General features: G+C 72.2%; 22 protein-coding genes and 1 riboswitch. Of the genes, 12 read left to right on the top strand and 10 right to left on the bottom strand.

Annotation, left to right across the window (positions count from 1 at the left end; translation table 11 throughout):
* Nucleotides 1-19: 19 nt before the first annotated feature.
* Complete coding sequence (locus tag V3N99_02715; GenBank protein MEO3935650.1) at nt 20-1,588, bottom strand: hypothetical protein; 1,569 nt, start codon at nt 1,586-1,588, stop codon at nt 20-22.
* Nucleotides 1,589-1,713: 125 nt separating this feature from the next.
* Nucleotides 1,714-1,784, bottom strand: a riboswitch (cobalamin riboswitch).
* A gap of 280 nt (nt 1,785-2,064) precedes the next feature.
* On the opposite strand from V3N99_02715, the gene V3N99_02710 reads away from it, so the two are divergent.
* Both V3N99_02710 and V3N99_02705 read left to right on the top strand, forming a co-directional pair.
* Nucleotides 2,065-2,625, top strand: coding sequence for an isochorismatase family protein (locus V3N99_02710; protein ID MEO3935649.1), 561 nt, complete (start codon nt 2,065-2,067; stop codon nt 2,623-2,625).
* Between the two features lie 148 nt (nt 2,626-2,773).
* On the top strand, nt 2,774-3,352 hold the full coding sequence (locus V3N99_02705; protein MEO3935648.1) for a TerD family protein: 579 nt from the start codon (nt 2,774-2,776) through the stop codon (nt 3,350-3,352).
* Between the two features lie 58 nt (nt 3,353-3,410).
* On the opposite strand, the gene V3N99_02700 is transcribed toward V3N99_02705, so the two are convergent.
* The 5 genes from V3N99_02700 to V3N99_02680 all read right to left on the bottom strand — a co-directional run bounded on the left by V3N99_02700 (nt 3,411) and on the right by V3N99_02680 (nt 6,176).
* A complete protein-coding gene (locus V3N99_02700) occupies nt 3,411-4,196 on the bottom strand; it encodes an LLM class flavin-dependent oxidoreductase (protein MEO3935647.1) in 786 nt (261 codons plus the stop codon).
* 39 nt (nt 4,197-4,235) lie between these two features.
* Nucleotides 4,236-4,562, bottom strand: a complete 327-nt coding sequence (locus tag V3N99_02695; GenBank protein MEO3935646.1) for a putative quinol monooxygenase — start codon at nt 4,560-4,562, stop codon at nt 4,236-4,238.
* Nucleotides 4,563-4,582: 20 nt separating this feature from the next.
* Nucleotides 4,583-4,837 (bottom strand): DUF2834 domain-containing protein, encoded by a 255-nt coding sequence (locus V3N99_02690; GenBank protein MEO3935645.1) that lies wholly within the window; start codon nt 4,835-4,837, stop codon nt 4,583-4,585.
* 6 nt (nt 4,838-4,843) lie between these two features.
* Complete coding sequence (locus tag V3N99_02685) at nt 4,844-5,776, bottom strand: alpha/beta hydrolase (GenBank protein MEO3935644.1); 933 nt, start codon at nt 5,774-5,776, stop codon at nt 4,844-4,846.
* A 136-nt stretch (nt 5,777-5,912) separates the two neighbouring features.
* Nucleotides 5,913-6,176 (bottom strand): hypothetical protein, encoded by a 264-nt coding sequence (locus V3N99_02680; GenBank protein MEO3935643.1) that lies wholly within the window; start codon nt 6,174-6,176, stop codon nt 5,913-5,915.
* 129 nt (nt 6,177-6,305) lie between these two features.
* Between V3N99_02680 and V3N99_02675 the strand changes: the two genes are divergently transcribed.
* Nucleotides 6,306-7,130, top strand: coding sequence for a hypothetical protein (locus V3N99_02675; protein ID MEO3935642.1), 825 nt, complete (start codon nt 6,306-6,308; stop codon nt 7,128-7,130).
* Nucleotides 7,131-7,156: 26 nt separating this feature from the next.
* Here the strand turns inward: V3N99_02675 and V3N99_02670 are convergent, their stop codons facing one another.
* Together V3N99_02670 and V3N99_02665 are read right to left on the bottom strand one after the other, a co-directional pair.
* A complete protein-coding gene (locus V3N99_02670; protein MEO3935641.1) occupies nt 7,157-8,803 on the bottom strand; it encodes a GAF domain-containing protein in 1,647 nt (548 codons plus the stop codon).
* Between the two features lie 85 nt (nt 8,804-8,888).
* Nucleotides 8,889-9,614, bottom strand: a complete 726-nt coding sequence (locus tag V3N99_02665) for a TetR/AcrR family transcriptional regulator C-terminal domain-containing protein (GenBank protein MEO3935640.1) — start codon at nt 9,612-9,614, stop codon at nt 8,889-8,891.
* A 125-nt stretch (nt 9,615-9,739) separates the two neighbouring features.
* Here V3N99_02665 and V3N99_02660 point away from each other — a divergent pair, with 125 nt between their 5' ends.
* Nucleotides 9,740-10,537 carry a hypothetical protein gene (locus V3N99_02660; protein ID MEO3935639.1) on the top strand — a complete coding sequence of 266 codons (798 nt, stop codon included), beginning with the start codon at nt 9,740-9,742 and terminating at the stop codon, nt 10,535-10,537.
* Nucleotides 10,538-10,980: 443 nt separating this feature from the next.
* Here the strand turns inward: V3N99_02660 and V3N99_02655 are convergent, their stop codons facing one another.
* The gene (locus V3N99_02655) at nt 10,981-11,454 is read right to left on the bottom strand and encodes an Hsp20/alpha crystallin family protein (protein ID MEO3935638.1); all 474 of its coding nucleotides are present in this window, start codon (nt 11,452-11,454) and stop codon (nt 10,981-10,983) included.
* Between the two features lie 204 nt (nt 11,455-11,658).
* Between V3N99_02655 and V3N99_02650 the strand changes: the two genes are divergently transcribed.
* Nucleotides 11,659-11,943: a MerR family transcriptional regulator gene (locus V3N99_02650; GenBank protein ID MEO3935637.1), complete on the top strand. Its 285-nt coding sequence runs from the start codon at nt 11,659-11,661 to the stop codon at nt 11,941-11,943.
* 27 nt (nt 11,944-11,970) lie between these two features.
* Here the strand turns inward: V3N99_02650 and V3N99_02645 are convergent, their stop codons facing one another.
* A complete protein-coding gene (locus tag V3N99_02645) occupies nt 11,971-13,617 on the bottom strand; it encodes a GAF domain-containing protein (protein MEO3935636.1) in 1,647 nt (548 codons plus the stop codon).
* Nucleotides 13,618-13,862: 245 nt separating this feature from the next.
* Here V3N99_02645 and V3N99_02640 point away from each other — a divergent pair, with 245 nt between their 5' ends.
* The 7 genes from V3N99_02640 (at nt 13,863) to V3N99_02610 (ending at nt 19,774) form a co-directional block, all read left to right on the top strand.
* The gene (locus tag V3N99_02640; GenBank protein MEO3935635.1) at nt 13,863-14,426 is read left to right on the top strand and encodes a hypothetical protein; all 564 of its coding nucleotides are present in this window, start codon (nt 13,863-13,865) and stop codon (nt 14,424-14,426) included.
* A 160-nt stretch (nt 14,427-14,586) separates the two neighbouring features.
* Nucleotides 14,587-15,366, top strand: coding sequence for an SGNH/GDSL hydrolase family protein (locus tag V3N99_02635; protein ID MEO3935634.1), 780 nt, complete (start codon nt 14,587-14,589; stop codon nt 15,364-15,366).
* A gap of 164 nt (nt 15,367-15,530) precedes the next feature.
* Nucleotides 15,531-15,782: a hypothetical protein gene (locus tag V3N99_02630; protein MEO3935633.1), complete on the top strand. Its 252-nt coding sequence runs from the start codon at nt 15,531-15,533 to the stop codon at nt 15,780-15,782.
* A 131-nt stretch (nt 15,783-15,913) separates the two neighbouring features.
* Complete coding sequence (locus V3N99_02625) at nt 15,914-16,606, top strand: tetratricopeptide repeat protein (GenBank protein MEO3935632.1); 693 nt, start codon at nt 15,914-15,916, stop codon at nt 16,604-16,606.
* A gap of 152 nt (nt 16,607-16,758) precedes the next feature.
* A complete protein-coding gene (locus V3N99_02620; protein MEO3935631.1) occupies nt 16,759-17,805 on the top strand; it encodes a hypothetical protein in 1,047 nt (348 codons plus the stop codon).
* Between the two features lie 92 nt (nt 17,806-17,897).
* On the top strand, nt 17,898-18,827 hold the full coding sequence (locus tag V3N99_02615; protein ID MEO3935630.1) for a MerR family transcriptional regulator: 930 nt from the start codon (nt 17,898-17,900) through the stop codon (nt 18,825-18,827).
* Nucleotides 18,828-18,934: 107 nt separating this feature from the next.
* Nucleotides 18,935-19,774 carry a bacteriorhodopsin-like gene (locus V3N99_02610; GenBank protein ID MEO3935629.1) on the top strand — a complete coding sequence of 280 codons (840 nt, stop codon included), beginning with the start codon at nt 18,935-18,937 and terminating at the stop codon, nt 19,772-19,774.
* Nucleotides 19,775-19,841: the final 67 nt, after the last annotated feature.

Below are 19,841 nucleotides of genomic sequence, written 5' to 3'. Positions count from 1 at the left end.
TGAGGTCTCCTGGGCGTGGTCAGCGGTTGCGGACCTTGGTGGGGGTCAGCGTGGGCTTGGCCCCGTTGCCGAAGGCCCAGGCCTCGATGCTGCCCTGCGCCGGGGCGTAGGTCGACGCGCCCTGGCTGCTGTAGGACCACGCGGTCTGGCCGGCGGCGGCGTGGTAGTAGCTCCAGTAGGCCGTTGGCGCAGGGGTGTTCACGCACGGGTCCTGCGCCGGGGCCGGCTTGCTGTTGATCCGGCAGATGAAGGCCAGGCCGTAGCGGTCGGTGCCCGCGGGGGTGAAGCCGGCCTGCTGCAGGGCGGCGACACCGGTCGCGGGCGTGCCGGGTGCGCAGCGCACCTGGGTGCCGGCGCCGAAGGCGCTGAAGTCGACGGCGACGGTCACGCCGGTCGTGCCGGGGCAGTGACCGACGGTGCCGGCACGCGCGGCACGGGCGGCGCGGGCGGTGGCGAAAGCAGTGGCCGTGGCCTCGGGGCACCGGTAGCTCGGCGCTCCGGGGGTCAGTGTCCGCTGACGTACGGGGAGGGTCGCGCCGGCCTGCGCGGGCACGGCCTGGATCGTGGCCAGCACGTCTCCGGTGCGCCCACCGAAGGTGGTGTAGTAGGCGCCTCGGTCGGGGGCGGCGTCACCGCACGAGAGCTGGAACGACTGCAGCGCGGCGTAGGGCGTCACGTCGCCGACCTTCCAGCGGGCAGCATTGGGAGCACTGCCCGCCGCGAGGATCAGCTGGATCGACAGTGCGGTGGAGTTCGGGTCGGACTCCTGACCCGCAGCGGCGGTGTAGGGGAAGCCCCCGTCAGCGCCCTGCACGGCGTCGAGCGAGGTGAGCAGCGCGCGCCGCTTCTGCAGCAGGCCGTAGGCCGCGAGGCCCTGCCCGGCGAGGGCGCTGCTGTTGGTGTCGGCGTCACCGCTCGCACACGGGCTGGTGACGTCGGCTCGGTAGGACGCCCAGAGCCCGTTGGCGCACTGCTGGCCCTGCAGCCACGCGATCGGGGCCGAGAGCTTGCTGGCGCTGACGCCGGAGGCCTTGAGGGCGGCGAGGGCCAGACCCTGGCGGAAGGCGCCGTCGTAGGTGGGGGCGGAAACGCCGAACAGCCCGGCGTCGGAGCCGCCGGTGCGGGCGGTCGCCAAGAGGCGCCTGACGAGGTTGTTGCTCGCGCCGGTGCCACCGAAGGCACGCGGGTCCTCACCGGCGGCGCGGGCGGCGAGCACGAGGTTGGCGAGGGCGCCCGCGTTGTCGTTGCCCCCACCGTCGGTGAGGTTGCCGACCTGCGTCTTCAGGTAGGTGATGGCGAGGTCGCGGGCCCTGCCGCCGACGCCGGCGGCGGTGAGGGCCGACACGGCATACGCCGTGTTGCCGGGGTCGGGGCGACCGAAGGGGGCGAGGTAGCCGCCGTTGGCGGTGATCTGGTCGGCGAGCCACGCGGCGCCGGAGCGCGCGGACGCGGCGTTGCCGCGGGCAGCGGTCGCGCCGGCCGTGGTGTCGGGGGCGGCCGGGGTCGCCGAGTGCGCCGGTGCGGCGAGCCCGAGCGACAGGGCGAGTGCGGCGGCCGGGAGTGCAGCCAGAGCGGGACGGAAACGCATCGGGATGTGTGCCTCTCACAAAGAAGGACACACGACGAGACCCAAGCGCTGGCATACCCGGCCAGACCGCTCAGGCTCCGACCGCAGTCCTCGACGGTCATAACAGGGGGAGCCAGTCTCGGTCAGGCATTCCGGCTCGCCCCGGTCGTCAGGGGCCCACGGTTGCGGGTCAGCGCCGGAGTCGGACCGGCTTTCCCCGAAGGAGACGTGCCTTGCGAAGGTAGCACCCCCGCAGCCACCGCCGTGCACGACCCGGTTCACCACCGCCCCGAGCATCTCGCTCAGCTGGGCCAACGACAGCCCTCCGGCAGGGCGTCGAAGACGACCCGGCGCACCTCCTCGACGTGCGCCGCCAGGAGCCCCCGACCCCGGCCACGGTGCTCGCCGTCGTCGCGGTCGTCACCGCCGTGGTCGGCTTCGCCACGGCCTGAGCGCCTAGAGTCGCGGGGACGCCCGCGCAGCCCGAGGAGCCCCCCATGACCACCCTCACCGACCACCCGCACACTGCGCTGCTGGTCATCGACGTGGAGAAGGGGGTCGTCGAGGGCGCGCACGAGCGCGAGGCGGTCATCGCCAACATCGCCATCCTCGTCGACCGGGCCCGCGAGGAGTCGGTGCCGGTGATCTGGGTGCAGCACTCCAGTGACGACCTCGTGCAGGGCAGCGAGCAGTGGGCCTACGTGCCCGAGCTCGTCGCCCGCGAGGACGAGCCGGTCGTGCACAAGCGCTACGGCGACTCCTTCGAGGACACCGAGCTGGCCCAGCTGCTCACCGAGCGCGGAGCCGGTCGGCTCGTCGTCACCGGCGCCCAGACCGACGCCTGCATCCGCTCCACCCTCCACGGCGGCCTCGTGCGCGGCTACGACGTCATCCTCGTCAGCGACGCGCACACCACCGAGGACCTCAGCGCCTATGGTGCGCCCACTCCCGACAAGGTCATCGCCCACACCAACCTCTACTGGGCGTACCAGACGGCGCCGGGCCGTCAGGCCGACGCGGTCCCGACCGCCGAGGTCAGCTTCGCGGCCGGAGGCTGAGCCGCCCGTGGGGACGGCGCCCTGACGTCGCCCACCCTCTCGACATAGTGTGAGCAGGAGGGCACCGGCCTCGCGTGTGCGGCGTCGGACGGCCCGTCCTCGCCGCCGCGCAGGCGGCCCACCGCGACCGAGAAGTGGAGCACCACCGATGTCCGTGAGCCTCTCCAAGGGCGGCAACGTCTCCCTGACCAAGCTGGCCCCGACCCTGACGGCCGTCTCCGTCGGTCTCGGCTGGGACGTGCGCACGACGTCGGGGGTCGACTTCGACCTCGACGCGTCGGCCCTGCTGTGCAACGACGCCGGCAGGGTCATCTCCGACGCGCACTTCGTCTTCTTCAACAACCTGACCTCACCCGACGGGGCCGTCCAGCACACCGGTGACAACCTCACCGGCGAGGGGGAAGGCGATGACGAGGCGATCAACGTCGACCTGGCCACGCTGCCGGCCGAGGTCGCCAAGATCGTCTTCCCGGTCTCGATCTACGACGGCGAGACCCGCCACCAGAACTTCGGGCAGGTCACCAACGCCTTCATCCGGGTCGTCAACCGCGTCAACGACGAGGAGCTCGCCCGCTTCGACCTCACCGAGGACGCCTCGAGCGAGACGGCGATGATCTTCGGCGAGCTCTACCGGCGCGACGGCGAGTGGAAGTTCCGCGCCGTCGGCCAGGGCTACGCCAGCGGTCTGGGCGGGATCGCCCGCGACTACGGCGTCAACGTCGGCTGAGCGCTCCCCGGGGGCTGACCTGACGCAGCGTCGACCCACTTGACGCACGGCGCTCAGGTCACGGACCCGCGTCGATGACCCGCTCGACCTCAGCGAGGTCGAGGTCGTACGGGCCGATCCGGGTCAGCACCCACGAGGCGCCGCGTGCTCGCCAGGGCGTCGGGTCCTGCCCCGGCTGGAGGTCGATCACCACCTCGAAGCCCGGCGCCGGCTCGTGCTCCGCGAGCGCGGCGGTGACCTCGTCGAGGTCGTCGGGCCCGCTCAGGCCGATGACGAAGAAGCCGTCGTGTCTCGCGGCCCGGCGCACCGGAGCCCGGTTGCCGAACCGGCCGGCCAGCCAGATCGGCACGTCGGGCGCCGGGCGGAAGCGGGCGGCTCGCGCGGCATACAGCGCTCCGTCGTGGTCGACCGAGCCCCCGGTCAGCAGGGCGGTGAGCACCTCGAGCCCCTCGTCGAGCATCCGGCCGCGCGTCCTCGGGTCGGCTTCGTCGCCGAACGCGCTGAACTCGCCGAGCCCGTCGTCACCCAGCCCGAGGCCGAGCACGAACCGGCCGCCCGACAGCACCGCGAGGCTGGCGGCCTGCCGGGCCAGGACCTGTGGTCGGCGCCGCGGCAGCGGGGTCACCATCGGCCCGAAGAGCAATCGCTCGGTGCGCATCGCCACGGCCGCGCAGCAGGTCCACACGTCGGCGATCTCGGTGACCCGCTCGCCGTACTGCAGGTGGTCCCACAGGAAGAACCCCTCCCAGCCGGCGGCCTCCGCCCTGGCCGCCAGGTCGCCGACGACTCCCGGGTCGGCCAGGGCATCGAAGGGGGCGACGAAGAGCCCGCGGCGGCTGGTCATGCCCCCATCATGCCCACTCACCCGGGCCGCGGCCCGCGCCTACCGCTGCGGCGGCAGCCCGTATGCGTCCGCGCCCTCGACCAGCTGCAGGACGTCGACGGCGATCGCCGCGACGTGGTGCCCGCGCTCGGCCAGGAACCGTCGCGTGTGCGGCTGGCGCTCGTGCTCGTCGAAGGCCGCCCGATCGCGGTAGAGCTCGTAGAAGACGCGCACGCCGGGCTCGCCGTCTGGCCGGTGCGACGCGTACACCAGCGTCCCCGGCTCGTGGGCGCGGATGCCGTCGAGGGTCTCGGCGACGAGGGCGTCGAACGCGGTCTCGTGACCGGGCTCGAGGGTGAACCGCACCACGAGTGCGTAGCCGTCCATGATCGATCTCCCTGCCTGGCTCACCGGTCTGCGTCGACCCGCGTGAGCGTAGTGGCCAGCCGGCGCTCGCGGAGGGCGAGGAACAGCGGCAGCGCGAAGGCCAGGGCGGCGACGAAGGTCAGCGGCACGAGGACCAGGCTCCAGCGCCAGCCGAGGCGCCACCCCTCACGCACGGAGAACGCGCAGGCGACGCGGGCGAGGACCTGCTGCGGGCTGCTCGGCTGGGCTACGTCGAGACGCTCGAGCGGCTGCGCTCGACGGGCATCGCGCCGCACTGACGCTCACTCGACCCGCCCCATCTCCACCAGCTCGCTCATCACCTGCGCGAACGACCCGACGACGATCGACAGGTGGCCCTCCTGGGGCATCAGGTGCACCCGGGCCCCCGCCGGCAGCAGCTGGCGCAGCGCCCCACCGTGCGCGAAGGGCACCATCTGGTCCTGTCCACCCTGCCAGAGGCTCACCGGCACGGTGATGGCGCCGAGGTCGAAGCCCCACGGCTGCACGAAGGCCAGGTCGTCGTCGACCCACCCGTCCAGCGGTCCGGCGCCCTCGAGCGCGGCGGTCGTCGACGCCACGAGCTGGTGCCCGATGTCGCCGGTGAGGCTGGCCTTGTCGACGTCGGGCAGCAACGAGTCCCAGGCCTGCAGGAACGCGTCGGGGTCACCGTCGGTGAGGGCCGGCAGCATCCCCTCGAGAAAGCCCCGCAGCTGCTCCTCGCCGTGCAGGGCCGCACCGAACTCCGCGACGTTGTCCGCGCCCATCCCCGCCAGGAAGTCGAGCCCGATGCCGGGCGCGAGGTCGTGGGGCGCGACCCCGCACACCGACGCCGCGGCTGCCACGCGCTCCGGCAGCAGCGCCGCGCAGGCCAGGGCGTGCGGCCCCCCGCCGGAGGTCCCCGCGGTCACGCACCGCTCGATCCCGAGGTGGTCGAGGACCGCGGCGGTGTCGGCGGCGACGGCGGCGACGGTCCGCCCCGGCTGCCGGGTGCTGCTGCGGTATCCCGGGCGCGACACGGTCACCAACCGCACCCCGACCTGCTGCGCGGTCTCCACCAGCCACGTCATCGGTAGGAAGGCCTGCGGCGTGCCGTGGTGCAGCACCACCGCGGGCAGACCCTCGTCACCGACGGTCGCGACCTCGACGACCCGGCCCTCGGCCACGTCGACGTGGGTGGTCTGCCAGGGAGGTGTCGAGGTCGTCGCTGAGGTCACAGACGGACGCTACGGTCGGCCCCGCGGGCCCGCCACCCTCGCAACCTTCGAGTTCGCTGAGGGTGTGATGCACCGGGGTCGGGTCGGGCTTGACGACCCGTCGCGGTGGTCGGCCACTGCCGGGTAGGACGCGCCGCTACCGTCGGCTCACCGCGCCCGCCCACACCCACGCCTCGAGCACCCGCGGGGGGACCCCCCACCGGACGAGGACGGCCTTCGACGTCCACGACACGGCCACCGCCTGCTCCACGGCCCCGACCAGCTCTTCGACGCCGCTCTCCCAGACCACCCACGCCACGACCGGTACGGGGGCGCCAGCCGTGGTCACCCGCACCGCGGCATACTGCTCCGGCGCGAGCGATCGAGGGCGCAGCAGCGCACGGCGCGGAAGCTCGGTCACCGGGTCAGCCTACTCGAACAGGTGTTCGACAATGGAGAGCGTGAGCCGATAGCCTGAGGGTGCTCGACACCGCGTCGGAGGCATCCGGTCCGGCGCGGTCGGCGTCGGGTGCTCGACGAAGGGGGACTCGTGCCTGACGACTGGGACGGTGTCTACAAGCGACTCTTCCGCGACTTCCCGGTCGAGGCGCTACGCATCCTCTGTCACGTCGACGCCGACGGTGCAGAGGTCGTCGCCCAGCCGACCGAGTTCACGATGAAGCTGCGTGCCGACGGCGTGTTTCGCGTGCAGCCCAGCGACGGCGCCCCGTTCGTCGTGCACGTGGAGGTGCAGCGGTCGCCCGCCGACGACTTCGAGCTGCGACTGGTCCGCTACTGGCTGGCAGTCACCACCGAGCACGGCCAGCCGCCCCTCCAGGTCGTCATCATGCCGATGGGCGGACCGTATGCCGGTCGGTATGAAGCCGGCGGTCTGACCCTGACCTACGACGTCGTGGACGTCACCAGGTTGGATCCCGAGGTGCTCCGCACCTCGGCGCTGGCCCCGCTGGCGCTGGGCCGGCACGCCTCAGCAGCACTGGTGGAGTCCGTGGTCGCGCAGATCGCCCTGGCCACGGATGATCTGGATGCCCGAGCCACGCTCGTCGACCTCGCTATGCTGGGAGCAGACGACGAGTTGACCGCGTGGATCACCGACTCGATGAAGAGGAACGACATGAGCAACGTGCTGGAACGCACCGCCGAGGGCCAAGCGCTCCTGGCCCGTGGAGAGGCCCGTGGAGAGGCCCGCGGAGAGGCCCGTGGGTATGCCACAGCCCTGCGGGTGCTGCTCGTGCAGAAGTTCGGGGAGTCGACTGATCTCGATGCGATCTCGGACGTGCTCGCCGAGCGAGGCTTCGCCTCCGGGCTGCAGATGATCCAGGACGCCGACACCTTGGCCGACCTGCCGCACTGACCTGCCGCACTGACCTGCGGGCGCGCTCAGCCCCGCACTGTCGCCGGCACGAAGAACCGCAGGGTCGCGCCGCGGGTGCCCGTCCGCTCCAGCCGGCACCAGCCTCCCGTGGCCGACGCCCGGTCGCGCATCGTCTCGAAGCCGCGGTGTCCGCGGCGACGCGGCAGGTGCTCGACGTCGACGCCGTCGGGCAGGCCGTCTCCGTCGTCGGTGACCGCGACCTCGATCCCGCCACCCACGCGGTGCAGGTCAATGTCGACGTGTGAGGCGTGGGCGTGCTTGCGGGCGTTGATGAGCGCCTCCTTGACGATGCGCAGGATCTGCCCGCGCTCGAGGCTGGGCAGGTCGACCGCCCCGGTGCAGTGCACCGACCAGGTCGTCCTCTCGCCCTCGAAGACGTGCTCGGCCGTCGTGCTGAGGGCCTCGGTGAACGACTGCGCCAGCAGGGGTGGCTCGAGCTCGAAGAGCAGGGTCCGCAGGCTCTCGGAGGCCAGTCGCACGGTCTCGGTGATGGTGCGCACCATCGCGCTGGCGTCGGCGAGGTCGGGAGAGCCGCCGAGCCGCCGGCGCAGCAGCCCGAGGCGCAGGTTGACGGCGGCGAGCACCTGCACGGAGTCGTCGTGCAGGTCGCCCGCGATCCGTCCCCGCTCCTTCTCCTCCGCAGTGACCAGCCGCAGCAGCAGGTCGCGTCGCGCGGCGGCTTCGGCCTCGAGGGCCCGGGCCGACTCGAAACCGTCGAGGGCGAAGGAGATGTTGTTGCTCATCTGGATGAGCAGGTCGCCGACCCCGTCGTCGAAGGCGGTGACGCGGTCGGCATACAGGGTGAGGCAGGCCACGACCCGGCCGGCGGTGCGCAGCGGCAGGCTCGCGCAGGAGGCGATGCCGTAGCCGCGGGCGCGCTCGTGCACGAAGGCGGTGGTCGCGTCGTGCAGGAAGTTGCTGTTGACGACCGGATGCCCCTCGCGCAGGGCCACCCCCACGGGGCCCTGGCTGCTCGGGTCCAGCGGGTCGAGGGTCAGACCGAGCTGGGTGACGTAGGGGACCAGCACGCCCGCCTGCGCCAATACCTCCACCGCGCCCTCCGCGGTCGGGACCGCCACCCACGCCCCGAGGTATCCCCCGTGCTCGACGGCGACCTGGCAGGCTGAGTCCAAGAGCGCCTCCGCGTCTGGCGCCCGGACCACCGCCTGGTTGAGCTGGGCGAGCGCCAGGTAGGCCCGGTTGAGCTCGGCGACCTGCCGCTGGGCCTCCACCCTGGTCGACACGTCGCGCACGGTAACCACCGCCCAGACCCGTCCGTCGCCGAGGTCGGTCGGGGTGACGTCGACCTCGGCGGGGAACTCGGTGCCGTCGCCGCGCAGGCCCACGGGGTTGAAGCCGGCCTCCTGCCGCCGCAGCGCGAGGTCGTGCAGGTAGGAGGAGCTGCGGCCGGTGAGCCGGGCACTGACCAGGCAGGGCACGAGGACCTCGACCGGGTGGCCGACGACGTGGCCCGCCTCCAGCTGGAAGAGCTGCTCGGCCGGCCCGTTGACGAAGGTGATGCACCCGTCGTGGTCGACGGCGATGACGGCGGTGGGGGTGCGGGTCAGCAGCGAGCCGAGCCCGACGGGCAGGTCCGGACCCTCGCTCGTGACCGCGACGGCGGGGGAGGGATCCCCGGAGGTGTCGGTCATTTCTGTACGTTAACTGCTAAAGCACCGCAATGCACTCGGAGAACTTGTGCCCCGCAGACACCCGGCCCGGCGGCGTCGGCGAGCCTCACTGCGAGATCTCACGGTCGAGACGGTCGAGGAGGGCTTCGAGGGCCATCTCGAACTCCGCCTCGGTGTGGTCCTCGGTTAGCATCGCGGCGGTCCGCACGAGGGTCGGGTAGGAGGAGACCTCGAGGTCGGACGTGGGTGGATCGACGTCGGCGTCGCCCTCGTCGAGCGGCTCGTCGACCGGTGCGGTGGAGGCCCCTCGGGTGGCCGCCTCGAGCAGCAGGTGACCGAGCAGGAAGCTGGAGAAGATCCGGTAGGTCTCCACGGCCTTGCGGTCGGTGAACCCGCACTCGCTAAACCCGCGCAGCAGGTCCTCGACCAGGCGCAGGCTGCGCAGCGGCGGGCACAGCCAGGGCGCGGCGGGGGGGCGGGTCGCGATCAGCGGGAAGATCGCCGGGTGGTCGATGGCGACCTGACGCACGCAGTGCGCCGTCCACTGGAGCATCCCCTGCCACTCGTCGGTCAACGCGGGCTCGTGGTCGCCGTCACCCTCTGGTCTGGTCTGGATCTGCTCGACGAGGGTGTCGACGATCCCCTCGAGGAGGGCCTCGCGACCGTTGATGTGCCGGTAGAGCGCCATCGCCTCGAACCCCAGGTGGGCACTGAGGGACCGCATGGTCAGGGCCTGCAGGCTGCCGCTCCGGTCGATCATCCCGATCGCCGCGTCGATGATCGTCGCGCGCGACAGCGGCAGTCGGCTCTCGTGGTCGTCGGGTGCCGGCATGTGCACGAGCCTACCGGTGGGACATCCCTCGCCCTCGCGATGTTTACGTCGTACGCAGGTGGGGGATACGTCGTAAACACTCGTCACCATCGTGACGTGACCACTGCTCGACAAGGAGAAAACCGATGCAAGAGGCCCTCACCAGTGCCCTGACGTCGATCGCCACGTTCGTCCCCAAGCTCGTCCTGTTCCTCGTCATCCTGCTGATCGGCTGGCTCGTCGCCAAGGCGCTGGCCAAGGCCGTGAGCGCCATCCTGACGCGGGTCGGCTTCGACCGCGCCATCGAGCGCGGCGGGGTCGCCAAGGCCCTCGCGAAGTCGGAGTACGACGCCAGCGACATCCTGGCCAAGCTCGTCTACTACGCGGTCATCCTGTTCACCCTGCAGCTGGCCTTCTCGGCCTTCGGCCCCAACCCGATCAGCGACCTGCTCGCAGCCGTCATCGCCTTCCTGCCGCTGGTCTTCGTCGCGATCGTCATCGTCGTCGTCTCCGCCGCCGTCGCGGCCGGGGTCAAGACGCTCATCGAGGGCACGCTCGGTGGCCTGTCCTACGGCAAGACCCTGGCCAACATCGCCGCCGTGTTCATCCTCGGCCTCGGCGTCATCGCGGCCCTGAACCAGGTCGGCATCGCCACCACCGTGACCACCCCCGTCCTGGTGACGGTCCTGGCGACCGTCGGCGGCATCCTCGTCGTCGGTCTCGGCGGCGGCCTGATCAAGCCCATGCAGGCCCGGTGGGAGAGCTACCTGACCAAGGCCGAGGAGGAAGCCCCGAAGGTCCGCCGCGAGGCCGCCAGCGCCCCCAGCGCCAAGGACCAGGCGATCGAGGCGAAGAACCGCGCCCGCGCCGCCTACGACCAGGCCGAGCCCGACACAACGTCGGTGTCGTACCGGGACAACGAGCGCGGCGCCTACCGCGCCTGAGACGGGCACCAGTCGGCAGGGGGGCGGTGGGGGCGGACGATCGAGGTCGATCTGCCCCCACCTCCCGACCGGCCGGGGCGTCCCGGGCGGAGAGCGCTGTCGACCACCAGCGTCGGGTGCTGCCCGCCCGGGCCAGCCGCGTCCGGCGCCCCGATGCCGGACGCGACCGACCGCGGGCGCTGACCGCCCCGGGTGGCTCTGAGCCGGGCCGGCGGCGCCCGGTGGAGGCGGGGGGCCCGGCTTCTCGGCATCCGGCCAGGAAGCGGCGATGATCGCCTCGAACTCTGCCTGCAGAAGGTCCGGGTCGTCGAGCACCTGGTCGAGGTCTGTGTCCTCGACCGGTGTCGGGCACCGGGTCGCCGTGATCGCCACGATGACACCTCCCTCGAATGACCGTGGCAGTGGGTGGCAGTGGGTGGCCGTGCAGATCGGGGTGGCCGTGGTCAGGCGTTGACGACCTGCCGGTCTCGTGCGTCGTGCCGGTCCGGGGCGAGGGGCGGGCTCTCGCTGGGCCGACCGGTGCCGATCTCGATCTTGCGGGGCTTGGCCCGTTCGGCGACCGGGATCTCCAGGCTCAGCACGCCTGAGTCGTAGCGAGCCTCGATCCGCTGGGTGTCGAGGTTGTCTCCCAGGACGAGCTGTCGAGAGAAGACGCCGCGGGGGCGCTCCGCCGCCAGCATCTCTCGGTGTGTGGGCAGTGGGGGCCGCTCGGCCCGCACGGTGACGACGTTGCGCTCGACATCGAGGTCGACCGTCTCCGGGCTCACCCCGGGCAGGTCGAACTCGATGTGGAAGGTGTCGCCGTCGCGCCAGGCGTCCATCGGCATCGCCGAGGGGCGGGCCCAGGTGCCCGCGCTGCCGACGACCTGCTGGGTCAGCCGGTCCAGCTCACGGAACGGGTCGGTGCGCATCAGCATCGCAGCCATGACTGTCGTGCTCCTTTCGTCTGGGGTCCCACCACGGCTCTGATCTACCGTGGTGGCTGTAGGTTTTTTTGTAGCACCCATGACATGCTGAGAGCAACACCCGCCATCAGACTTTTTTCGAGGACTCCGTGCGCGAAGCATCCGGCACTCATTCGCGGCCCCTCCCCGGCCAGCCCTCAGGGGCGAGGTGGCCCGGTGAGCGCGCCTGGTCCGGGGCACGGCGTCTACGGCATCTCGGTCGCCGCCGAGCTGGTGGGCATGGGCGTGCAGACTCTGCGCCTGTACGAGGCTCGCGGGCTGCTCGACCCCGCCCGCACCGCGGGCGGCACGCGCCGCTACAGCCCCGACGACCTGGTCCGGATCCGACGCATCGGGGCGCTGCTCGCCGCCGGGCTCAACCTGGCCGGCATCGCGATGGTCCTCGACCTGGAAGAGGAGGCCACGCACCTGCGCACCCTGCACGAGCGAGCCCCGGAGTAGCGCCCACCAGCCCCGACTCGGCCCGAGTCAGCCGCCCTCCGTCACCGGTATGAAGAAGCGCAGCGTCGCCCCGTGGGGCTGGCGCCGCTCGAGGCGGCACCACCCGCCCGTCGCGGTCGCCCGGTCGCGCATCGTCTCGAAGCCGCGGTGTCCGCGCTGTCGGGGCAGGTCCTCGACGTGGACGCCGGGGAGCAGGCCCTCGCCGTTGTCCCTCACCGCGATCTCGATCCCGCCGTCGACGCTGCGCAGGTCGATGTCGATGTGCGAGGCGTGGGCGTGCTTGCAGACGTTGATGAGCGCTTCCTTGACGATGCGCAGGGCCTGACCCCGCTCGAGGTCGGGCAGCTCGACCTCGTCGACGCAGTGCACGGCCCAGGTCGTCGCCTCTCCCTCGAAGACGTGCGCCGCGGTGGTGCCGAGCGCGTCGGTCAACGACTGGGTCAGCAGGGGAGGCGCGAGCTGGAAGAGCAGGGTGCGCAGGCTGTCGGCAGCGAGCCGCACCGTCTCGGTGATGGTGCGCACCATCGAGGCCACGTCGGCCACCTCGGGGGCGGTGCCCACCCGTCGGCTCAGCAGCCCCAGCCGCAGGTTGACCGCGGCCAGCACCTGCACGGAGTCGTCGTGCAGGTCGCCGGCGATGCGTCCCCGCTCGTTCTCCTCTGCCGTCACCAGTCTCATCAGGAGCCCGCGTCGCGCCGCCGTCCCGGCCACCAGCGCCCGGGCGCTCGCGAAGCCGTCGAGGGCGAACGAGACGTTGTCGGTGACCTGCCCGAGCAGGTCGCCCACCCCGTGGTCGAAGGCGGTCGGGCGGCCGGCATACAGGGTGAGGGTGGCGACCACCGCGCCTGCGGTGCGCAGGGGGAAGGACGCGGCCGAGGCGATGCCATGGCGCCCGGCGCGCTCGTGCCACGGCTCGGTGGTGGGGTCGCCGAGGAAGTCCTTGCTGAAGCAGGGCCGTTCCTCGCGCAGCGACCGGGCCACGGGGCCGTCCCGGTGGGCGTGGTCGGGGTCGAGCCTGATGTCGAGCTCGTTGATGTAGGGACCCAGCGAGCCGGCCTGGGCCACCGCGTCCACGCGGCCGTCGGGGAGGGGGACGCCCACCCAGGCCCCGAGGTAGCCACCCTGCTCGACGGCGATGCGGCAGGTGGCGGCGAAGAGCGCCTCGGCGTCGGGAGCCCGCACGACGGCGTGGTTCATCTCGGCGAGGGTGAGGTAGGAGGTGCTGAGCTCGGCCACCTGCCGCTGCGCGCGCACCCGGGCCGACACGTCGCGCACGGTCACCACCGCCCACAGGCGACCGTCGTCGAGCTCGACAGGGGTGAGGTTGACCTCGGCGGGGAACTCGGTGCCGTCGGGCCGTATGCCCATGGGTTGGGCGGTGCGGCTGGCCGTGCGCCCGGGCGGAGGGTCCGGCAGGTGGCGGTAGCTAGAGGCGACGTACGCCACACCCTGGAGGCAGGGGACCACCACCTCGATCGGCTGCCCCACCAACCGGCCGTCCCCGAGGCGCAGGAGCAGCGCCGCCGCGTCGTTGACGAAGGCGATGACGCCGTCCTGGTCGATGGTGATGACGGGGGTGAGGGTGGCGGTGAGTAGCGATCCCAGCCCGGGGGGCAGGTCTGGGCCCCGGTCGGTGACCGCGTCGGGGGGCAGCACGCTGCCGAACTCGGTCATTTACCCACGTTAGCGGCATTGCGCGGCGAGAGGGACTTTTTCCTTCCGCGGCTGCTCCGGATGCCGACCAGTGGTGGCGGCTGTCGTCGAACCACCGGGGGTGTTTTGCCAGGACCGGTGGACGGCGTCAGAGGCCGACCTCCACCGGTCCACCCCTGACGACAGCAGGTACGTTGTCCCCGGGTTGCCCCACCGTCGCGCACCCGCCCCGTCCGACCCCGCCCCACCGCGCGAAGGACCCCTCTTTGCCGCACCTGCTCTTCGTCTGCGTCGCCAACCGCGCCCGCTCGCCCCTGGCCCAGCTCATCGCCCAGGAGCGCCTCGGCGCCCACCCCCAGGGCCACGAGATCACCGTCGCCAGCGCCGGGGTCTGGACCGCCGGTGACGAGCCCATGTGGCCGCCCGCAGCCGCAGCCGCCCGCGCCCTGACGCTGGATCCCGCCCCCTTCCGCTCACGCCAGATCACCTCGGCGATCGTCGCCGACTCCGAGCTCGTCCTGGCCGCGACCCGCACGATCCGCGACGGCGTCGTCGCGGCCAACCCGAAGGCGCGAGACCGGGTGCTCACCTGGCGCGAGCTCGCGTGGGTCTTCTCGCAGGTCGCGCCCGACTGGCAGGGCCTGCCGCTGGCGCAGCGTCCACAGCGCCTGCCGGCCTTCGTCAGCCACTACCGCAGCCGCATCACGTGGCCGCCGGGGGAGCAGCTCGACGTGCAGGACCCGGCCGGGGCTCCCTCACGCGTGATGGCCGAAGCCTCCGCGCTGACCCTGTCTGCCGTCGACCTCGTCGTGGCGGGCCTGTGCGCGTGATCCCGGCTCCCCGCTTCGCGTGCGGCAGCCTCAGGCCGCCGCATAGGGTCGCAGGGATAATTCGCAGCGACCGACAGCCAGGGAGGGGTCCGGCCTAGTGGCCAACCGAAAGCGCCGCGCGCCGTCGAGCCGACGCCGCGCCCGTCCCCGGCTGGCGACGGTGGCCCAGGTCGCCGGAGTCGCCCTCGCGGGCGCCGTCACCGTCGCGCTCACGGTCGCCCCGCTCCGCCCGCCCCCCACCTACGACTCCACCCAGGTGACGGCGGCGGCAGTGCTGCCGGCGCCATCGGCCGCGAGCACTCCCGTGCCCACCTCGACGGCGAGCACCACGACGCCGTCGCCACCCACCTCGGCATCGACGTCGGCCTCGACCACCGGCGCGACCACGCTGCCGGTGGGGCTCGTGCTGGGTGACGGCTTCGCCGTCCGACCCGCGGCACAGACGTCCTTCGCCTGTCTGGCGATCACGTCGCGTGGGTGGGCCTGCGACAACCGCGCCGGGGCCGGCAGCGGCTACGTCTCCGGCGGCACCGTCGGCTCGTATGCGGTGCAGCTCGCCGCCGCAGCCACCGCCCAGGACGTCGGGCTCGTCGTCATCAGCGGGGGAGCGGTCGACGGGCGGGCGTCGACCGCCACCATCAGCGAGGCTGCGCGCACCCTCGTCGAGGCGACCACGACCCAGTTCCCCCGGGCCACGGTGCTGATCCTGTCGCCCTTCCCGGTCAAGGGGGCCACCACCCCAGCCCTGATCGCCGCGTCCATCACCCTCAAGGGGCTGGCCGACGGCATCCGGGTGCAGTACGTCGACACCACGTCGTGGTTCGCCGGGCTGAGCACCATCGTGGCGGCGGATGGCATTTCGCTGACGCCGCAGTCGACGACGGTGGCGCAGTCGGCGCTCGCCGGTCTCGTGCCGACGGTCACGACGCCCTCCACCTGACGTCACCGGGTGGTCCCGCACCACATGCCCGGTAACGCTCGGTCTGATGTGATTTGCCATGAGGGAGTGGGGGGCTCGCACCTGCCCAGCTCGCATCGAGAGCGCTACGCCAGTAGGGTCTGCGCCGGGGAATCAGAGCTGGGTCAGAGAGGGTGAGGTCGGTCATGGCACGAGGCCGCCATCGTCAACGGCGCGCCCTGCTGTCCTACCGCAGCCGCGAGCGGGTGCTCCTCGGCAGCCTGCTCGCTGCCATGGTGGTGGGCCACCTCTTCATCGTCACGCTCACCGTGCAGTCGCTGTGCGCGCAGCCGCTGCGTTCCGACCGGTCGACCCCGAGCAGCGCGACGGCGACCTCAGACGCGCGTCCCGGAGCCAGCAGCACCCCGGCTCCGCTCGGAGCGCCCCCGGCGCGCTGAGACCGCTGCCCGTCCGGCGGTGCGTTGCCGGGTCGGTCAGGAGGGGTGCGACGCCGGGGCGGCGGCCGCAGGCTCCGACTCGGGTGGGGTGACCCGGTCGCCGTGCGGGCTCTCGTCGGCCCGAGGCTCTGGTGGGGGCCCAGGAGGCCGTCGACCTCTACTGGGAGGTCGTGGGCAGCGGCCGGGTCGACTACGTGTCCCACCTGGCGACCGCCGTCACCAACCTGTCGATCGACCTGCGGGTGGCCGGTCGGCGGACCGAGGCGATGTCGGCGGTGCAGGAGGCCCTTGCGCTGCGACGAGAGCTGGTGGCCCAGGACCGTGAGCTCTACCTGCCCGACTTCGCGAGGTCGTTGGACGCGCTGGCCACCGTGCTGTGGGTGTCGGGCCAGGGCGACGAGGCGGTCACGACCGCGCAGGAGGCGGTCGACCTGCGACGCGAGCTCGTGGCGACCGACCGCGAGCTGCACCTAGTCGCGCTGGCCACGGCGCTGGTCAAGCTCGGGCACCACCTCGTCAGGGCCGGTCGCGGGCCCGAGGCGGTGGCGGCGACGCAGGAGGCGGTCGACCTGCGGCGCGAGCGGGTGGGGCCGGGTGGTGCGGCGCTCGTCCCCGCGGGGAGACGGGTGCAGCTGGCGGTGACCCTGACCAGCCTGGCGATCCGGCTGCACGAGGAGGGCCGTCAGGCCGAGGCGGTCAGTGCGGCGCGGGAGGCGGCCGAGATCTACGGCGTGCTGGCGATAGCCGACCCGTCGACCTACGAGCACAAGCTGAACCGGGCGCAGCGGGTCGCGCAGCAGATGGTTGTACGCGACACGAACTAGGTCTGCCATTGTGCCTCAAGGGGTTTGGGCAGGGCGCGCAGACGGTGAGGCTCGGGTCGCGGGTGCGGCCGATGCTCAGGGATTACCCCGCTCGTTGGGCCACGTGTGAAGATCCTCCCATCGTCACCACATCACCGGGAAGGACCATCGCGATGCCCAGTCATGGCAGACACCCGCGCGCCACAGCCCTCCTCATCGGCGTGGGGCTGGCCCTCGCCGCCGCGGCTCCGGCGAACGCCGGGATCCGGTCGCAGCTGAGCAAGGGGTGCGCCGGGACCCCGACCATCGCGTGCTATCCGCTCAGCTCGCCCACCGGACCGGGCAAGTACGACCTGACCGAAGTGATCGACCCGGTGAGCAACACCGTGCCCGACGCGATCGACCCGGCCACCACCACGGGAGTCACGGCCGCCCGCGGCGGCCGGACCTACTACACCGGCGGCTGGGGCGACTACGTCCACCGGGTCGGCAAACGCTGGCAGCTCGGGCCCGACCCCGTCACCGGCTCGCAGACGATGGCCGAGACCTATGGGCAGGTGCTCGTCGACCGGACCGGCATCACCGACCCGGCGACGTCCTACAACCCCGGCCTGCGTGACTGGCGGGTCAGGCTCCGGCTGCAGCCCGAGCTGCTGAGGTTCGGCCCCGGCGACTTCCAGCTGCCCGACCTGTGCCCCGACGCGTCCTGCGCAGACCTGGGGCACCCCTCCTACAACGTCGTGCAGAAGGGCCGCAACGGCGCCGGAGGGCCGGTCGGCGGGTTCTACAAGATCGAGATCATGGGCTATGCCGGCAACGACCACGGGCTGCCCTTCACCAAGGGATCGGTGCACTGCGTCTTCACCGACGACGACGGCACGAGCGTCGAGGCCTTCACCGGCCGCGGCTCGACCCCCCAGCTGCTCAACACCAAGAGCTACTACTCGATCGACTGCTCGCGCATCGGCAGCGGCGTGCAGCTCAAGGTCACCAACGACACGACCGGGGCCCACGAGCGGGTCAACGGCACCATGACCCTGCTCGGGCGCATCATGCCTCCCGCGACCAAGGGCGACGGTGTGCTCGACACCGTCGCCCCGGCCAATCTCGTTGGCTCGCAGTACAGCCCGCTCCTGGCCGTCGGCAAGAAGCCGATGTCCACCAACCCGGCCGACGCCTTCCACGGCTGGATCGACTACGTCTCGCTGAGCACCCAGTAGCGAGCTCCGGTCTCCCTGCCCCGCCGGGCGGTGCGGCTGGCCGCCGGTCACCGCTCTTGGATAGCGGGTATGGGCCGTGGCACCATTCGCTGGTGGAGCTGCTCTCGGTCGGTGACGTCGCAGGGCGGCTCGGGGTGTCGCCGTCGACGGTGCGCATGTGGGGATCGCGCTACGGGATGACGGCCTCAGGCCGGTCCCCGGGAGGCCACCGGCGTTACACCGCTGAGGATCTCGAGCGGCTGCAGCGCGTGCACACCGCCGTGGTCAGCGGTCTGACCCCGGCGGCTGCCGTCGCCGCCGAGCTGGGAGAGGAGCCACCGAAGCCCCCCTCCGGGTCGGCGTCGCGTCGCTCGGGTGCGGGCGGCTCGGTGCTCGCGGTGCCCGGCGCCGGAGCCCGCGCCCGTGGAGTCGCCCGCGCCGCCTCCCGGCTCGACGAGATCGCCGTCGAGGACGCGATCGTGGATGCGCTGCGCGCGGAGGGGACCCTGGCGACCTGGCAGGACGTCGTGCGCCCCGTGCTCGTCGCCGCTGGTGACCACTGGCAACGCACCGGTCACGGCATCGAGATCGAGCACCTGCTCAGCCAGGCGGTGACCACCGCCTTCGTGCGCCATGTCGCCGACGTCAGCGAGCGACCGCAGGACCCGCCCGTCCTGCTCGCCGCCGGGCCGCAGGACGAGCACGTGCTCGCGCTGCAGGCGGTGCGCGCCGCCCTCGCGGAGCGGGGTCTGCCGGCCCGCCTGCTCGGGCCCCGCACCCCGATGTCGGCCCTGGCCGCGGCTGCTCGGCGCACCCGAGCTCCGGCCGCCCTCGTCTGGCTGTCCACCCCCGACGTCGCGGCCGCCGCGGAGCTGCCGATGCTGGCCAAGGCCCACCGACGGATCACCGTGCTGGTGGGCGGGCCGGGGTGGGCCGACGTCGACGTCGACGGCGCGCGGCGCTGCACCGACCTCGCGGACACCGTCGACGCCCTGGCCGCGGTCGCCGCGCCCGGCCGAGCTCAGACCGAGACTTCCTCGTAACTTGCACAACTTGTGCGCAGGCCCGTCCAGCAGTACGGTGGCAAAGGCCCGCCGATCGGTGGGCACGAGCACCCGCGGCAGAGTTGCCGCATCACGTAGGAGCACTGATGGTTGCCGCATCCGGCATTGACATCCCCTCGTTGACCGCAAGCCAATTCGCTACGGTCTACAACCTCTTCTCCCTCGTGATCGCCTCCATGCTGTTCACGGCGATCTACCTCCTCTTCTCGCGGAGCCGGGTCGCTCCGCGCTACCGCAACGCCCTCGTGGTGTCGGCCATGGTCTGCGGGATCGCGGCGTACCACTACTTCCGGATCTTCAACAACTTCAACGAGAGCTACCCGCCGGGGGCCGACGTCCAGGCCATCCACGCGCTGTCGAACATCCAGTTCAACGAGGCCTACCGCTACGTCGACTGGTTCCTGACCGTGCCGCTGCTGCTCGTCGAGACGATCGCCGTCATGGCTCTGGGCAAGACGGCCCAGCGCAGCCTCCTGCAGAAGCTGGTGCCGGCCTCGGCCCTGATGATCGCGCTCGGCTACCCCGGCGAGATCGCCTCGGGCACCGGCGAGCGCCTCATCTGGGGGATCCTGTCCACCATCCCCTTCATCTACATCCTCTACGTGCTCTTCGTCGAGCTCAGCAAGTCGCTCGACCGCCAGCCCGCAGAGGTCATCAAGACGATCAAGTTCCTTCGCCTCTCGCTGGTGATCCTGTGGTGCGTCTACCCGATCGCGTACCTCTTCCCGATCATCGGTGGCGACTTCTTCGGTGGCTCCAGCGGCTTCGTCCTGCGCCAGGCCGGCTACAGCGTCGCCGACATCCTGGCCAAGGCCGCCTACGGCCTCGTGATCCTGCGGATCGCCCGCATGAAGAGCGAGATCGAGGACCCGACCTACAACGACGACCACGAGACCGTGGCCGCCAAGTCGCGGGTCTCGGTCTGACCGATGGCGCTGCTCGCCCGGCCGGCCTCCGCCTCCGCGCGGAGGCCGGCCGCGGTCGGGTCGCCTG

Source organism: Dermatophilaceae bacterium Soc4.6, from assembly GCA_039889245.1.
Taxonomy (GTDB): Bacteria; Actinomycetota; Actinomycetes; order Actinomycetales; family Dermatophilaceae; genus Lapillicoccus.
This window is presented reverse-complemented; position numbering and strand designations above follow the sequence as displayed.

What these genes read in the sequence shown, in the direction of transcription:
- V3N99_02715 (MEO3935650.1), bottom strand. Translation starts at nt 1,588, where the DNA reads ATGCGTTTCCGTCCCGCTCTGGCTGCACTCCCGGCCGCCGCACTCGCC.
- V3N99_02710 (MEO3935649.1), top strand. Translation starts at nt 2,065, where the DNA reads ATGACCACCCTCACCGACCACCCGCACACTGCGCTGCTGGTCATCGAC.
- V3N99_02705 (MEO3935648.1), top strand. Translation starts at nt 2,774, where the DNA reads ATGTCCGTGAGCCTCTCCAAGGGCGGCAACGTCTCCCTGACCAAGCTG.
- V3N99_02700 (MEO3935647.1), bottom strand. Translation starts at nt 4,196, where the DNA reads ATGACCAGCCGCCGCGGGCTCTTCGTCGCCCCCTTCGATGCCCTGGCC.
- V3N99_02695 (MEO3935646.1), bottom strand. Translation starts at nt 4,562, where the DNA reads ATGGACGGCTACGCACTCGTGGTGCGGTTCACCCTCGAGCCCGGTCAC.
- V3N99_02670 (MEO3935641.1), bottom strand. Translation starts at nt 8,803, where the DNA reads ATGACCGACACCTCCGGGGATCCCTCCCCCGCCGTCGCGGTCACGAGC.
- V3N99_02665 (MEO3935640.1), bottom strand. Translation starts at nt 9,614, where the DNA reads ATGCCGGCACCCGACGACCACGAGAGCCGACTGCCGCTGTCGCGCGCG.
- V3N99_02660 (MEO3935639.1), top strand. Translation starts at nt 9,740, where the DNA reads ATGCAAGAGGCCCTCACCAGTGCCCTGACGTCGATCGCCACGTTCGTC.
- V3N99_02655 (MEO3935638.1), bottom strand. Translation starts at nt 11,454, where the DNA reads ATGCTGATGCGCACCGACCCGTTCCGTGAGCTGGACCGGCTGACCCAG.
- V3N99_02645 (MEO3935636.1), bottom strand. Translation starts at nt 13,617, where the DNA reads ATGACCGAGTTCGGCAGCGTGCTGCCCCCCGACGCGGTCACCGACCGG.
- V3N99_02630 (MEO3935633.1), top strand. Translation starts at nt 15,531, where the DNA reads ATGGCACGAGGCCGCCATCGTCAACGGCGCGCCCTGCTGTCCTACCGC.
- V3N99_02620 (MEO3935631.1), top strand. Translation starts at nt 16,759, where the DNA reads ATGCCCAGTCATGGCAGACACCCGCGCGCCACAGCCCTCCTCATCGGC.
- V3N99_02610 (MEO3935629.1), top strand. Translation starts at nt 18,935, where the DNA reads ATGGTTGCCGCATCCGGCATTGACATCCCCTCGTTGACCGCAAGCCAA.